This is a genomic window from Acidobacteriota bacterium (genome assembly GCA_035529075.1).
Taxonomy (GTDB): Bacteria; Zixibacteria; MSB-5A5; order GN15; family FEB-12; genus DATKXK01.
Genome location: DATKXK010000009.1, coordinates 113,780 through 128,307, shown reverse-complemented (window position 1 = coordinate 128,307; position 14,528 = coordinate 113,780). Strand labels below are relative to the sequence as shown.

The 14,528-nt window shown below is 60.7% G+C and carries 14 protein-coding genes, 2 tRNA genes and 1 pseudogene; 8 read left to right on the top strand and 9 right to left on the bottom strand.

Features of this window, described 5'->3' with window-relative positions:
* Positions 1-72: pseudogene (locus VMY05_03085) on the top strand (integrase catalytic subunit).
* Between the two features lie 236 nt (positions 73-308).
* Here VMY05_03085 and VMY05_03080 read toward each other — a convergent pair.
* The 9 genes from VMY05_03080 to VMY05_03040 form a co-directional block, all read right to left on the bottom strand.
* Positions 309-385: transfer RNA gene (locus VMY05_03080), tRNA-Asp, on the bottom strand.
* 84 nt (positions 386-469) lie between these two features.
* A tRNA-Val gene (locus VMY05_03075) sits at positions 470-543 on the bottom strand.
* A gap of 210 nt (positions 544-753) precedes the next feature.
* Positions 754-1,008, bottom strand: a complete 255-nt coding sequence (locus tag VMY05_03070; GenBank protein HUV30064.1) for a hypothetical protein — start codon at positions 1,006-1,008, stop codon at positions 754-756.
* Positions 1,009-1,055: 47 nt separating this feature from the next.
* On the bottom strand, positions 1,056-2,324 hold the full coding sequence (locus VMY05_03065) for an O-antigen ligase family protein (protein ID HUV30063.1): 1,269 nt from the start codon (positions 2,322-2,324) through the stop codon (positions 1,056-1,058).
* A complete protein-coding gene (locus VMY05_03060; protein HUV30062.1) occupies positions 2,321-3,562 on the bottom strand; it encodes an O-antigen ligase family protein in 1,242 nt (413 codons plus the stop codon). The genes VMY05_03065 and VMY05_03060 overlap by 4 nt, the downstream gene beginning before the upstream one ends.
* Positions 3,559-4,149, bottom strand: a complete 591-nt coding sequence (locus tag VMY05_03055; protein ID HUV30061.1) for an SIS domain-containing protein — start codon at positions 4,147-4,149, stop codon at positions 3,559-3,561. The genes VMY05_03060 and VMY05_03055 overlap by 4 nt, the downstream gene beginning before the upstream one ends.
* Positions 4,146-4,907: a geranylgeranylglyceryl/heptaprenylglyceryl phosphate synthase gene (locus VMY05_03050; GenBank protein HUV30060.1), complete on the bottom strand. Its 762-nt coding sequence runs from the start codon at positions 4,905-4,907 to the stop codon at positions 4,146-4,148. Before VMY05_03050 ends, VMY05_03055 begins: the two co-directional genes overlap by 4 nt.
* A complete protein-coding gene (gene alaS, locus VMY05_03045) occupies positions 4,900-7,560 on the bottom strand; it encodes an alanine--tRNA ligase (protein HUV30059.1) in 2,661 nt (886 codons plus the stop codon). Before alaS ends, VMY05_03050 begins: the two co-directional genes overlap by 8 nt.
* On the bottom strand, positions 7,550-8,203 hold the full coding sequence (locus tag VMY05_03040) for a regulatory protein RecX (GenBank protein HUV30058.1): 654 nt from the start codon (positions 8,201-8,203) through the stop codon (positions 7,550-7,552). Before VMY05_03040 ends, alaS begins: the two co-directional genes overlap by 11 nt.
* A 326-nt stretch (positions 8,204-8,529) precedes the next feature.
* On the opposite strand from VMY05_03040, the gene VMY05_03035 reads away from it, so the two are divergent.
* The 7 genes from VMY05_03035 to menD are packed head-to-tail and all read left to right on the top strand — an operon-like array spanning position 8,530 to position 14,527.
* Positions 8,530-9,390, top strand: coding sequence for a DUF4388 domain-containing protein (locus VMY05_03035; GenBank protein ID HUV30057.1), 861 nt, complete (start codon positions 8,530-8,532; stop codon positions 9,388-9,390).
* Entirely contained in the window at positions 9,387-10,052 is a 666-nt protein-coding gene (locus VMY05_03030; protein ID HUV30056.1) for a hypothetical protein, read from the top strand. The genes VMY05_03035 and VMY05_03030 overlap by 4 nt, the downstream gene beginning before the upstream one ends.
* Positions 10,045-10,296, top strand: coding sequence for a hypothetical protein (locus VMY05_03025; protein ID HUV30055.1), 252 nt, complete (start codon positions 10,045-10,047; stop codon positions 10,294-10,296). Before VMY05_03030 ends, VMY05_03025 begins: the two co-directional genes overlap by 8 nt.
* Entirely contained in the window at positions 10,271-10,459 is a 189-nt protein-coding gene (locus VMY05_03020) for a hypothetical protein (protein HUV30054.1), read from the top strand. The genes VMY05_03025 and VMY05_03020 overlap by 26 nt, the downstream gene beginning before the upstream one ends.
* 24 nt (positions 10,460-10,483) lie before the next feature.
* Positions 10,484-11,395 (top strand): bifunctional demethylmenaquinone methyltransferase/2-methoxy-6-polyprenyl-1,4-benzoquinol methylase UbiE, encoded by a 912-nt coding sequence (gene ubiE, locus VMY05_03015; GenBank protein ID HUV30053.1) that lies wholly within the window; start codon positions 10,484-10,486, stop codon positions 11,393-11,395.
* On the top strand, positions 11,392-12,786 hold the full coding sequence (locus VMY05_03010) for an isochorismate synthase (protein ID HUV30052.1): 1,395 nt from the start codon (positions 11,392-11,394) through the stop codon (positions 12,784-12,786). Before ubiE ends, VMY05_03010 begins: the two co-directional genes overlap by 4 nt.
* Positions 12,773-14,527 (top strand): 2-succinyl-5-enolpyruvyl-6-hydroxy-3-cyclohexene-1-carboxylic-acid synthase, encoded by a 1,755-nt coding sequence (menD, locus tag VMY05_03005; GenBank protein HUV30051.1) that lies wholly within the window; start codon positions 12,773-12,775, stop codon positions 14,525-14,527. The genes VMY05_03010 and menD overlap by 14 nt, the downstream gene beginning before the upstream one ends.
* Position 14,528 lies beyond the last annotated feature (1 nt).

Here is a 14,528-nt window from a genome sequence, read left to right as displayed (position 1 = left end):
CACTACAACACCAGGCGTCCGCACAGTTCGCTCAGGTATCGTCCGCCGGCTCCCGAAGCGATTCAACCACCCAACCAGCTTGACAAAAATGTTATGATAGGACTAACTTAGGAAGTGGTACAACAACCGGGGGCACGTCATCAAGATGTTCTTCTTTCAACGATGTTACTTCGAGCAATCTGTCTACATCCTTATTAGCCTGAGTAGGGGAGTCGCTCTGCGCTCCTGCCTATTTCATATTTATGTTCTATGTATTTATGGATTAGCTATCAATAAAAAAACCTGCCAAAAGGCAGGCCAAACTTCAATGGCGGGGTTGACGAGACTCGAACTCGCGGCCTCCTGCGTGACAGGCAGGCGTTCTAACCAACTGAACTACAACCCCGTCGCTACTTTCTACTGTATCGACAATCCGGCCTCTCTCTGAAAGCCGGACCGACCGCCGGCCCCGAACAGGCCACCCAAAACCTGGGCGGTACTGGATTCGAACCAGTGACCCCCTGCGTGTAAAGCAGGTGCTCTAACCAACTGAGCTAACCGCCCGCAAGGCATACTCGTCGGCGTCAACTGGCTCGGCCGGACGGCGACCGATAATATACCCAAGAACTTTGAAATATCAAGCCAATAACGCTTCGGCCGAACCGGCACACCGTCCCGCCCGAACCTCCCTCGCGGCCCGATGAGCGGTCCCGGTCAAGTCCGCCGGCACGTCCGTGCCCGACTCCTGCGTTCAGCCGCCGGCCGCCGGCGCCCTCACTCGACCGGAGAATCGCCGGCTTGCGGCTCCCTTTCTTCCCGTTTTCCCTTGGCCATGATGGCAAAGGGAACCAGACCGTAGCCAAGCACGAGCAGAATGGGTGCCAGCGTGATCGACCCCTGGCCCAGAGCGATGAACCCGGCGATGATTATCACCATGGCCACCACAAACAGAACATAGTTCTTCTTGCCGAAGGGCCACTCGAAGGTCCGATCCGAGCCGGCTGGTGTTTCTTTCTTCTTAGCTGCCATAGACAAAGCCGAGATAACGGCTGTTTCTCCATTTGTCAAGGCGTTTGTCAGGACCCGACGGGAGGCGCGGCACGCCGTCCATAGCAAAACGCCGCCAGTCCACCCCCCCAGAAGAACATCAGCAGCTGGCGAACCTCCTCGTCGGCAAAAGTGCCGTGGTACATGGACGTTCCGAGAAAACAGAGTGACGCTCCCAGCGCCGCGGCCAGATACGGAAGCCGTTCCGCCGGGCCGTGACGCCGACAGCGTACGTACCCGACACTCAGATAACCCAGGGCGGCCAGCCAGAGCAGGGTGAAAGCCAGGGAACCGGGCAGTCCGGCGATGGCGGCGGCGTGAAGAAAGTCGTTGTGAGCGTGCGTGATCCGGCGTATAGGACTGACGTCCGGTCGCAGGTGACCGGCGTAGGCCTCCTGAAAGTTGGACGCCCCCACTCCGGTCAAGGGGTTTTCCGCAATCACTTTCAGCGACGTCTTCCAGATGAAGACTCGTCCGCCTTCAAACCTTCCGCCGAAATCCCGGCTGAAGTGACCCACAAACCTGTCCCCCACTCCGGGAATGAACACGAGAGAGGCCAGCAGGATGATGACAACCGCTACCGACAGCTTCCAGCGTCGATGTCCGATAACGGCAAGCATGATCACAACGCTGCCCACGAGAGCGGCGATGGCGCTCCTGCTGAAACTCAGGATCGTCACCAGACCGCCCATGATGCCCGCAGCCAGGACAACCCTCCAATGCAGGCGCGAATCGCGAACACCGGAGGACATGGCGTAACCGAGCAGCCCGGCTGAGGCCACCGCGAAGTAGTTTCCGAACGTTACATTGCCGGCAAAGGTGCCGGTCAACCTGTAGCCAAACACGGGAGCCGGCACCGGCGGGCAGGATGAGAACCAGGTCACGCCGGTAAAGAACTGGATCAGGCCATACAGTGATATCAGAATGACTCCGGCCGCAAGACTGACCATGAGCATCGGTCCGTGACGGGCTCGCCGAAACAGAAAGACTCCTATCACGACCACCGAGAACAGCCACTCCTGGCGGCACATGAGCAGCGATCGCAACGGCGCGGGGCCCAATATCGAGGAGATGCATAACCAGCCTGCCCACAGGGCGGCCGCCGCCCAGAAGTAGCCCAGCCAACCCACGAAGGGCTGATACCGCTTCTGCAGGGCGATGACCACGAATGCCCCCAGCGCCAAGCCCAGGGCAACCTGGGATAGCACGATGGAGAAGGCCGAACAAAACAGGAAAAGCGCAAAAAAAACAGCCGGCGCCCTGTCGAGAAACACGCCGATGTCATCCGTCCTGGTCACAGATCGCACTCCGCCCGACCTTCATACCGGCCGGACAACCCGGCAGCCCAGGTGAACATCAGCAACTGCCGAACCTCTTCGTCCGCAAACGTAGCCTCGGTCAGCGAGGTTACGAAAAACGCCGCCGAGGCCAGGAACGCGGCCAGGCAGAAGCCGCGATATCGTTCCGAAAGGCGCTTTGAGCGAATCCCTCGCCAGAGAAATACCATCGTGAAACACCACAGCGCGATGTAAAACGCCGTGCCGGGAATACCGGCCGTCGCTGCAATGTCAAGCACGTCACAATGGGCATGGGTCAGTTTGTAGTCGTCACTGATGTCATCGGGGAGAAGACGCGCGTATTCCAATTCAAAATTGCCGCGCCCGATCCCGGTCACCGGGTGGTCGCGAATAATTTTGAGGGAATTGTTCCAGATGAACAGCCGCCCGCCCACGTTCTCCAGCTGCACATCGGTGCGCAGACGTTCCCGAAACTGCGCCGCGATGTCCGGTGACGCCGCCACCCAGACCATGACGGCCACCAGCAGCGTGACCAGGGCATAGCGCGCCTTGTGCAGCACGACGCCGAACACGAGCAGACCGACTCCCAGGGCCAGGATCGGACCCCGGCTGTTAGCCAGCGCCGTGGCCAGCAACGCCAGCAGGGCGACTGTCACCAGGAAAGCCCGTCGCCAGCCGCGTGACCGGCCAAAGGACGAAAGCGCATACCCCAGGCAAAAGAGCGCCGCCGTGGCCATGTAGTTCCCGTACGTCAGCGGATACGAGAAAAACCCGCAGGATCGAAAATCCTCTCCCACCGTATGAAGCTGCCGTCCGAGAATCCAGTCCACGCCCGTGAATCGCTGCACGATTCCGTTCAGAGAAGCAAGCGTCACGCCGGCCATAAGGACAAGTATCAACCGGTCACCGCGGCGTTCATCCTGAAACATATAGATGCCCACGGGGATGATGAGAAAGAGCCATTCTTCCCTGAGGTTCAGCATCGACTGCAGCGGGGTGTCGCTGAACGCAGCCGAAAGAAAAAGCCAGGCCACATAGATGCCGACCAGCAGGTAAAACCAGCGAAGCGGTCCGACAAACGGGTTATGTCGCTCGGAGATCGCCAGGATGACGAAACAGATCAGCGCAAGGCCAAACGCCGATTGCGCCACCGCAATGGAAGAGGCCGAGAAGAAAGCGAAGACAGCGAACAGGAACAGGAGAACCGGGCGAAGATACCGTGAGACGCGTAACCTCATGCACAGAGATCCTCTTCCACCAGCTCCACGAGGACGTGGATGATGAACTGGTGTTCCTCCTGTACGCGCTGAGTTGCGGCGTGCGGTACCACCAGGGAGCGCTCCACCATGCCGCCGAGTTTTCCGCCCGTGCCCCCGAGCAGCGCCACCGTGATGAGCCCCTTTTCACGGGCGGTCCGTGCCGCCTTCACGAGATTCCGTGAATTACCGGAGGTAGACAGGATGATCAGCATGTCTCCCCTGTTGCCCAGGCCTTCGACCTGCCGGGAAAACACGTGTTCGAAACCGAAATCGTTGCCCGAGGCGGTCATGACGGAAGGGTCAACGCACAGGGCCACGGCCGGCAGGGCCTGACGGTTGCGCTCGGCGGTCAGGCGCACGACCAGTTCGGCCGCGAAATGCGAGGCCTGGGCCGCCGACCCGCCGTTGCCGGCCAGTAGCAGCTTGCCGCCCGCCCCGATCACGCCGGAGATCAGGTTCGCCGTGTCCACCAGGCTGCTGCCAAGTTGCTCGACGACCGCTTGACGCAGTACTGATGTCTCCTTAGCCAGTTGTATGAGGTGAAGCAGCTTATCTTCCTGTTTCATACGCCGATTAACTCCCTGGGATGGCTGGCCGCGGCCAGCTCGCGAAGGCAACTGTAACTCTCATCGCGCTCGAACCGCGTTCCCATGACGATGTTGGAGGCCCCGGCTTCTACTCTGGCCGCACAGTCTTCAGCCGACTGCAATCCCCCGCCGACCATGACGGGGATATCAACGTACGACGAGACCGCGCGAACCATTTCCACCGGGACGGTCTGCCGGGCGCCGGACCCGGCCTCCAGGTAGACGATTTTCATGCCCAGATACTGTGCCGCCAGGGCGTGAGCGCAGGCTATGTCCGGTTTGTTTCGAGGAATCGGCATCGTCCCGGAGATAAACTGGACGGACGTAAGCGGCCCTGACTCGATCAGCATGTAACCGGTCGGAATAACCTCAATCCCGGCCTGCTTCACCAACGGTGCGGCTCTCACCTGCTCGCCGATAAGGTACTGCGGGTTGCGCCCCGACAGCAGTGACGTGAACAGGACGGCGTCGGCCGCCGCCGTGACCTGCGTGAAGGAGCCGGGGAAAATGATCACCGGAAGCGACGTCGCCGTCTTGACCAGCCGAACGGCGTCCTCGAAACGCGAGCCAAGCATGAACGACGTGCCGACAAGAATCGCGTCCACACCGCAGTCGGCGGCCGCCTCGCACAGGGCCCGGCATTTCTCCTCCCCCATCCGCTCCGGATCTATAAGCACGAAGAAACATCCTCCGCGTCTTTCCCTGGCCACCAGGAGAGAATCGTAGACCTTACCCACTTGTTCCCCCCGTGGCATCGGTCAGATAAGCCTCGACGGCCTTGAACAGCTCATCCGGGGTTGTTTCAGGAGCCACCCCTCCCTGGGCAAAGGACGGTTTCCCGCCGCCACGCCCGCCGAACGCGGGCAGAACCTTTCCGGCCAGGTTGCCCACGTGCAGTTTATGATCCTTCACGGCCGCGCCGCTCGCCGCCGCTATGACGGTCAGTTTCCCTTCGATCTCCCCGAGCCCGACCGCGACGACGGGCCGATGGTCGGCCTTCTGCCTGTCAATCCAGGCGCCCATGGTATCCCGGTCGGTCGCGCCGAAATCGTGCGTCACGAATTGCACCGCACCGATCATCGTCTGCCTGCCCACGGAATTACCTTCTCCGGAAAACATCGCCGCTTTGGTCTTCTTCAACTCTTTTTGCAGTGCCGCGTTCGTCTCTTTAAGCTGCTCAACGCCCATCAGGGCCTCCGATTCGGGACGGCCGACCAGCAGACCTACCTCGCTGCGGAATCTCTTGGCCTCAAGCATGTAGACCTGCGCCTGGCGACCGGTTATGGCCTCGAGACGACGTACGCCCGAGGCTACGCCCGTTTCCTGCGCGACAAAGAACGGTCCGATCTGACTGACATTCTGTACGTGCGTGCCTCCGCACAGCTCCCGGGAAAATCCGGGCACCTGCACGACGCGCACCCGTTCGCCGTATTTCTCACCGAACAGGGCCATGGCGCCGCTTTTTCGTGCGCTTTCAACGTCCATCTCCTCGGTGCACACGTCGTGCCCCCGCAGGATCGTATCGTTGACAATCCGCTCGACCTCGGCTGTCTCCGCTGCCGTCAACGGCTGGTGGTGCGAAAAGTCGAAACGCAGACGGTCCGGGCCGACATAAGAACCGGATTGCCTGACGTGATCGCCGAGAACCTTTCGCAGCGCGGCGTGCGCCAGGTGCGTGGCCGTGTGGTTCCGCTGGATATCCCACCGGCGTTCCAGGTCCACCTCGGCCGTTACTTCTGCGCCCTCTCGAAAGTCCTCGGGGGAACCGTGCGTCACCACCCCCTCGTGGACGTACAGATCCCGGTAGAGGATGATTGATTCCACCGTAAGCTCGGCGCCGTCGGCGCGAATGATGCCCGCATCACTGATCTGACCGCCGGCCTCGGCATAAAACGGCGTTCTGTCGAGAATCAGAAAAACGTGAGGGACCTCTGTGCTGTCGGCTGCCTCCCCGACCGATCGGTAGACTTTCCTCACAACGGCGGGACTGGACAGCGAACCTCGCACGAAAGCGGTGGCCTTGATGTCGAGCTTTTCTTTCTCGAGGCGGTCCAGAATCACGTACGACTGCGACTCAAACCTGCCCAGGGCGCGGGATCGTTCCTGCTGCTCCCGCATGGCGTCGTCAAAACGTGCCTGATCGAGCGTCAGTCCCTGCTCGGCCGCGAGTATTTCCGTCAGGTCGTACGGAAAACCGTAGGTGTCGTACAGGCGGAAGACGTCACGCCCGTCAACCACGGTCCCGCCGCCGGCCGTGACTTTCTTCGCAATCCCGCCAAACAGATCAAGGCCCGTCTCGAGCGTACGGTTGAATGATTCCTCCTCGGTCCTGATCACGTTCATCAGGTGATCCTGTTTCTGCCGCAGCTCGGGATAGGCCTCGCCCATCTCGTCGACCAGCACCGGCACGAGCCGGTAAATGAACGGTTCATGGGCGCCGAGATTGCGGCCGTGCCGGGCGGCTCGGCGGAGGATGCGGCGCAGGACGTAGCCGCGCCCTTCGTTTGAAATGCCGGCCCCGTCGGCTATGGAGAAGGCCAGGGCACGGATGTGGTCGGCGATGACGTGGTGCGAGGCCACGTGCTCGGCGTAGGCCGAGCCGGTGATATCGGATATGGCTTCGATCAGGTGCCGGAAAATGTCAATGCCGTAGTTGCTGTCCGCGTCCTGGACGACGGCGGCAATCCGTTCCAGCCCGGCCCCGGTGTCGACCGACGGCCTGGGCAGGTCAACCAGAGTTCCGTCGGGCGCCTGGTCGTACTGCATGAAGACCAGGTTCCAGAGTTCCACGAAGCGCTCGGTTTCGCCGTTGATGACATCGTTGGGTCCCGTGCCGAAGCGCTCACCGCGATCAAAGTGAACTTCGGAGCACGGTCCGCACGGACCGACGTCGCCCATCGACCAGTAGTTGTCCTTCTTGCCGAAGCGCATTACGCGGCCGCTTTTCAACTCTGGGGCGATCCGTTCCCACAACGCAAAGGCCTCGTCATCCTCCTCGTATACGGTCGCGTAAAGCCTGTCTTTGGGCAAGCCGAGGTCCCTGGTCACCCACTCCCAGGCGTAGGCTATGGCATCTTCCTTGAAGTAGTCGCCGAAAGAGAAATTGCCGAGCATTTCAAAGAAGGTGTGGTGCCTGGCGGTGAAACCGACGTTGTCCAGGTCGTTGTGTTTGCCCCCGGCACGAATGCACTTCTGCACGGAGACGGCCCGCTTGAACCGAGCCTTCTGCCTTCCGGTAAACACGTCCTTGAACTGGTTCATGCCGGCGTTGGCAAACAGGATGGTGGGATCATCGAACGGAACCACCGGCGAGGACTCTACCAGTTTGTGATCTCTTGTCCGGAAGTATTCGATAAACGACTGTCTGACGTCTGCGGTTCTAATCGTCACTACCTTCTTCTTGCGCCTTGCACAGTAATTCAAACGCCGCCTTGGAGGCCTCGTAGCCTATGCCCCGACGGGAGAGATAATTATACGCCTTCCGACGGGCCGTTTCAAGGTCAAACTGGCTGAAGTGGGACCACCGCCTTCTCAGCGCCTCGGCCGCCAGGTCTGCATCGTCCCGTCCCGCCAGCATCATGTCAACCGTCCGTTCCGCCAGAACGCGCTCAATCCGCTTGCGCCGCAGGTAAGCGACCAGGTACGAACGCCCGGCGGGGCGCCGTTCCAGGACGCTCCGCGCGACCGTCCATGCAAAGTGCGCATCATCCAGCAGCCCCTTCCGCCGGTACCTTTCAACGATGCGCTCGATAAGCTCTCGGTCAAACCGCTTGCGGGTGAGCTTGACCTTGATCTCACCGACCGAGTGCTCGCGCAACGCCAGCAACCGGGCCACCTCACAATCACAGGCCGACCACTCTGCCTCGCTCTTGAGCTGCTCAAGCTGCGGGACGGTGATTACAGTGCCTTCTTTCAGGCCGTACTTTTCGACAATCTCGCGCGTAAACGTCAGCGGCTCGTCCAGGGTGCTGATCTTTATCCGGTACTTCCCCACCGTTACGCGTATTTTGTCGATACGGATCTGCGTTTTCATCTGTCGATCAGTTGTTGTCCACCGGTTGTTACGGCTGCCGGAGTATAGCAATCCATTCCGCATTTCTCGACCAAAAACTCCGTCTGCGAGGACCGGCGTCAGTCAGGTCGCCGCGCAGTCTGCCCGAACAAAAAACCTCTGAGACAAGTTCAGTATTGACTTTCTCAATAGGTATGGCGTATGTTTGCTCAACGACCAAAGCCCGGATAACCTCTTGCCAGGAAGCAGGTTTCAGGAAGTACGAGTTTGACCGACGCAGGGGCCGAGTTCACTGAACATACGAGTTGACCAATTATCGAATTTTCTATAAGCCGGCAGGAATGATCATGGATCTGGACCTTCAAGGCAATATCGAGAAGTTTACGCTACCGGAAATCCTTCAGTTGATTGCGGCCAGCCGTAAGTCGGGTACGTTGGGCATTCAAAAGGACGACTCCATTGTCATGATGTACTTTGACAAGGGAGAGGTCGTCTATGGCTACGGTCCGCGCCAGACTTTTCACCTGGGCCAGGCCCTGAGGGAACGCGGTCTGCTTACAGCCGAACAGCTCGACGAGGCCGTAAACATTCAGGCCAAAACGGAAAACACCAAGCGCCTCGGCGAAATTCTCGTCAACCGGGGATTCATCGACCGGGCCGACCTGGAGACCGTCGTCAGGAAGCAGGTGGAAGAGCTGCTCTACTCACTGCTCTCCTGGCAGAACGGCTCCTTCAAGTTCTACGAGGACCAGTTTCCGACGGACGAGGAAGTCACGGTGCGCCTGTCCGTTGAGAACGTGATACTCGAGGGGTTGCGCCGCCTGGACGAATGGAACCTGATTCGCGAGACGCTGCCGGATTTCGAGGCCGTCTACGTCATCTCCGCGTCCCAGGGCGGCCGGGCCCGCGCTGTGACCCTCCACGCCGACGAGTGGAACGTCATGGCCCTTACGGACGGCCGCCGGACCGTCAATCAGATCTGCGAGCGGAGCGGAATCAGCCGCGAGGATACGCTCAAGAGGCTGGCTCAGCTGAAGCTGGCCGGTCTCCTCACGCAGATCGAGAAGAAAGAGGAATCTCCGTCCGGAGACCTCGATAAAATGGTCAATCGCCTGTCCGGGCTGTTTGACGCCTACCTTACCCAGAAGCGGTCTGACCGCACGGCACCGCGCACCATCACCAGGACCGTTGTGGGAGAAGCAGAGTGAGTCACGTCGATACACTGAAGTCTCTGGAATCGCTTCTGGCTTCCTTTCTTGAGCAGGCGGTCGCTTTGAGTCACGATCGCATCCGGTTGTCCGAGGGGCTCAATCGGCTGGACGGCATCACCAGGCGGTTCGTCGGGGGCGAAGACCTGACCGATGAAATCGGCAACTGGTTTGCCGAACACAGGGATTGGCTCGATCGCGACGATCTCCAGCCCGCAGTGCATGATCAGGTCACCGATATGCTTGCGCAGATCCAGCGACAGATCCACGCTTTCCCCCAATCCTCGCCCGCAACGGAAAAGATTGCGGGTGAAATCACGCGATGGAGTGAGCACGCAGGCGTAGGCAGGCAGAAACTTGTCCTGAAGCGCGGGCCGGAGGCTGCTCACGCGGCGGCCGAGGGCGATACTATCGCGCCGTTTGGTCACGTGCTGGACCGGATTTCCCGGCTGTTCGCCGATATCTCCGGACGAAAGCAGCACCTGCTCAGCGCGCTCGATGATGCCCTTAAGGCGGCCAGCCTGCAGGGCAGCAGAGAGGCCTTGCTTTTGTCCGCGCTGATCATATATTACCTGAAGCAGAGCAGTTACAAGGTTGAACCCTACGTTAAGCGGCTCAGAGAAGCTGAAAGCCTGTTCCGAGGGGGCGGCTCTCATGTCTAACCCGTCGGAAAAGGCGTACCGGCTGGCCCTGCAGGCTCTCAAACGAAAGGACTACCGCACTGCCGCTGACCTGTTCGCAAAGGCGGCGCCCGGTTATCAGCAGGATCGGGAATTCGCCCTGCTACGGGAGTCGACTCGATTGCTCCTTGCAGTGCAACGGGAATTGACCGCACTCAAGGAAGCCGATGAGGAACTTGAAATAGAGGAGGTCTTCTCAAATGGCCAAGAAACAGACGTTTGCTGATAAGTTACATAGAAAGACGGAGCACCATCTCTGTCCGGTATGCAAGAAGGAAGTCAAGTACGTCAGACACGTCAAGGCGGTTAAGAGCCAGAGCGGGGCCTGGAAGTTCCGTTCAGTCAATACCGGGGTGTGCGAATGCAACGAAAAGGAGATTTACGCCTGAGCAGACGTCACGGCATGACCTGACATGACCCTTCCGGACCCACCGGAGGGGTTTTTTCGTCGGTGCACCGTCCCGCGCCGCTTAGGCACCCCAAGACGCTTGTATCCCCAGGCCAATCCGTTATATTCGGCAGGGCAGCCTTCGCTACGCAGGAAAACTGTGGCCAAGACGCCTGGGGAAAAAGCAATGCCTCGCTCGCGACAATTTCGCATGGAGACCACATCCACACCACCTGAGGCTCCTTCACGGCGTCGGGTCTGGGTGATGTTTGACCGCATCGCGCACCGGTACGACTTTCTGAACCATTTTCTCTCCGCTTACCGGGACGTAGCCTGGCGGCGGCACGTGGCCGAAATGCTTGGAGAAACCGGCTGTCTGCAAGCGCTGGACCTGGCCACCGGCACCGCCGATCAGCTCCTGGCTTTGTATGATTCCGGCCGGGTGACCTCAGGTGTTGGTCTGGACCTCGCTCAGAACATGCTCGCAATCGGCCGAACTAAGATCGAGGCCCGCGGGCTGACCGAACACCTCTCGGTCCGGACGGGCGACGCCGAGGACATCCCCTTTGAAGACAATTCCTTCGACTGCGTGACGATTTCCTTCGGCATCAGGAACGTCTCCGATGTCGAGCACGCCCTGCACGAGATGCTCCGAGTCCTCAGAAAAGGCGGGCGCGCGTTGATCCTGGAGTTCTCACTGCCGGCCAATCGGATCGTCCGTTCGGTGTATCTGTTCTATCTCCGGCACGTACTTCCGGGACTGGGTCGCATTATCGCAGGTCATCCGCACGCCTACCGATATCTCAACGAAACCATCGAGACTTTTCCTCACGGAGAGCAGTTCTGCGCACTGATGCAAAGAGCCGGCTTCTCTAACGTGGCAGCAGAACCACTCACGGCCGGTATCGTTTCCGTCTATCGGGGAGACAAGTCGTGAGGTACCGGGTCAGATTCAGGGGCGCGGCACGGTCCGACGAGGCCGTTGACCGACTGGCCGAAGAAATAGCACGCGCATGCCGCCAGGTAGCTCCGGATGGCGGGCTCCTGCGCGTTGAGGCTGAAATCGAGAGCACCGATGCCCTGTCCTGGCTGGCCGCCCAGCCTGACGCCCGGAAGGTCTACTGGCGTGATCGGGACGGCCGCGTTGAAACGGCGGGCGTTGGTGCAGCCGAAGACCTCCGCGTCCAAAGCCCGAATGGAACGGCCGAAGCCATCAACCACATCCGGCAGACCATACCGGCAGGCAGCCGCAACAGCCGCTATTTCGGTGCCATGCGGTTCGGCCCGGCCCGCGATAAGGTGGATCCGGACTGGGCTCCCTACGAGGCTGGCTGGTTCGTGTTGCCACGCTTCGAGCTGATTACACAATCCGCTCAGAGCCGACTCGCGTGCAACATCGTCGCCTCGGGGCGCGACGATGCCGCGGAAGAACAGATCGTCACTCAATTGCGCCGGATGGCGTTTCCGGGTTCGGCACCCTCGGCCCGTCCCACTTCGCCCCTTTGGCGAGCCGATGTCCCGGAATGGTCGGGCTGGGAAAAGAGTGTCCGGCGAGTGCTCGATTCGTTTTCCCGGGGCCGACTGGAAAAACTGGTGCTGGCCCGAAGATCGACCTTTTCATTCGAGTCTCCGCCCGATTGCTGGGCGCTGCTGCGCCGTCTGCGAGAGGCGACTGCAGACTGCTTCCTTTTCGGAATGCAACCGGCTCTGGAAACGGCGTTCATCGGTGCCTCTCCGGAACTGCTTTACCGCCGGTCCGGCCGCGATATCGTCAGCGAAGCCCTTGCCGCGACTCGACGGCGCGGTGAATCGCGTGTCCAGGACGATGCCCTGGCCGGGGAACTCATGGGTTCAGACAAGGAACAGCGCGAGCACCGCTTCGTAGCCGATGCGATCAGGGACGCCCTCGAGAAGGTCTGCCTGAGCGTTACGAAGGACGAGATTTCCGTGCGCAGGCTCGCGCACGTCCAGCACCTGCTTTCCGGCTTCCAGGGTGTTCTGCGCAGCGAGGTGACCGACCGTGACGTGCTGAACGTCCTGCATCCCACACCGGCGGTGGGAGGTTTTCCGACCACCGTCGCGCAACAGGAGATCGCCCGGCTGGAACCGTTTGACCGGGGCTGGTACGCGGCCCCCATCGGCTGGATCGGCCCGGACGAGGCGGAGTTCGCAGTGGCCATCCGCTCCGGGCTGGTCGTCCGAAATCGACTCGTGCTTTACAGTGGGGCCGGCATCGTTCAGGGGTCCACCGCCGAGAGCGAATGGGATGAACTCGAAGCCAAGATCGATGCTTTCATGAAAGTGATTGCCTCTGATGAAGTCGGATAACGCCAACGCCAATGCTTTCGCGGCATCGCTCATGATCGACGAACTGGTCCGGTGCGGCGTCACGCAGTTCTGTCTGGCGCCCGGGATGCGCTGCGCACCCTTGACCGTTGCGGCGGCGCGTAACACCCGGGCTCGCGCCTGTGTACACTATGACGAGCGTGGCGCGGGCTTTTTTGCGCTCGGCCACGCCCGCGCCGGATTGGAACCGGCCGTGCTCATCTGCACCTCCGGTACGGCGGCCGCGAACTTCCTGCCCGCCGTCATCGAAGCCTCCTTGGACATGATACCAATGATCGTCCTGACGGCTGACCGCCCTCCGGAACTTCGCGACACCGGGGCCAACCAGACCATTGACCAGGCAAAGATGTTTCAGCCCTACGTCCGCTGGCAGGCGGACCTCCCGTGCCCGGATGACAGGCTGGACCCGGCCTTCTGGCTGACGACTATCGATCAGGCGGTCTATCGCGCCCGACGCTCACCGGCGGGACCGGTGCACCTGAACTGCATGTTCAGAGAGCCGCTTATACCATCACCGGACGCATGCCGCACCGGGAATGCACCGGCTGCCATCGCCCGGTGGGACAAATCCCGGCGGCCGTTTTCGGATTATTCGGGCCCGACGGAAATGCCCGACTCGGGGGCTGTCACCGCTCTGGCTGAGACGATCGGCCGTACCGCCCGCGGCCTGCTGTTGGTCGGGTCCCTCCGAAACAGCCGGGAGCAGGAAGCAGTTGCTCGCCTGTCACAGAAGCTGCGATGGCCCACGCTTCCAGACATCAGGTCGGGACTGCGACTGACAGATTTCGGGAAGCAGGCACTTCGGCATTACGACCTCCTGCTCCGATCAGAGAGCCGTGCGCGGATGCTCGGTCCTGAGGTGGTATTGCAGATTGGCGGCCGCATGGTGTCAAAGAGACTGCTGCGGTATGTTGAAGACCTGTCTTCATCGGAGTACGTGCTGGTCGACAATCACCCCTTCCGCTACGACCCCGCACACCGCGTTTCCCGCAGGATCGAGTGCGACATTGACGCCTTCTGCGAAGCCCTGGCAACAGCCGCATCCGGCCGAACGGACAAAGACTGGCAGGGCCGGATCAGCCGAACTGATTTGGCGATCTCGACGGTTGTCGAAAACGAGCTTGATGAGAATCCCCGGCTGACCGAACCATCGGTGGCGCGCATGATCAGCCGGCAACTCGGTTCCGGCAGTGCCCTGTTCCTTGCCAACAGCATGCCGATCCGCCTGATGGATATGTATGCCGCTGTCGGCGCTTCTGTGCCGATCGCGGCCAACCGCGGAGCGAGCGGAATTGACGGCACCGTGGCTTGTGCCGCCGGCTTTGCCGCGGGCACCGGCAGGCCGACCACGCTCCTGATCGGAGACCTTGCACTCCTGCACGATCTGAACTCACTGGCCTTACTCGGGGCCGCTCCTTCTCCGGTCACGGTTATCGTACTTAACAACAACGGCGGAGGGCTGTTTGACCTGCTCCCGGTGGCTGAGCATGCTGACGTTTTCGAGGAGTTCTTCGTGGCGCCGCACGGCCGCACCTTTGAAAAGGCCGCGGCGATGTACGACGTACCGTACGAGCGGCCGGACTCGGCGCAATCGTTTACCGAAGCCTGTCGCGGCGCGCAGGAGGACGGCGCATCCCGGCTCATCGAAGTCATGACCGACCGGCAGGAATCAATCGAAACACATAAACGTATCCGTGAACAGATCGCCAAAGCCCTCGCTTGAG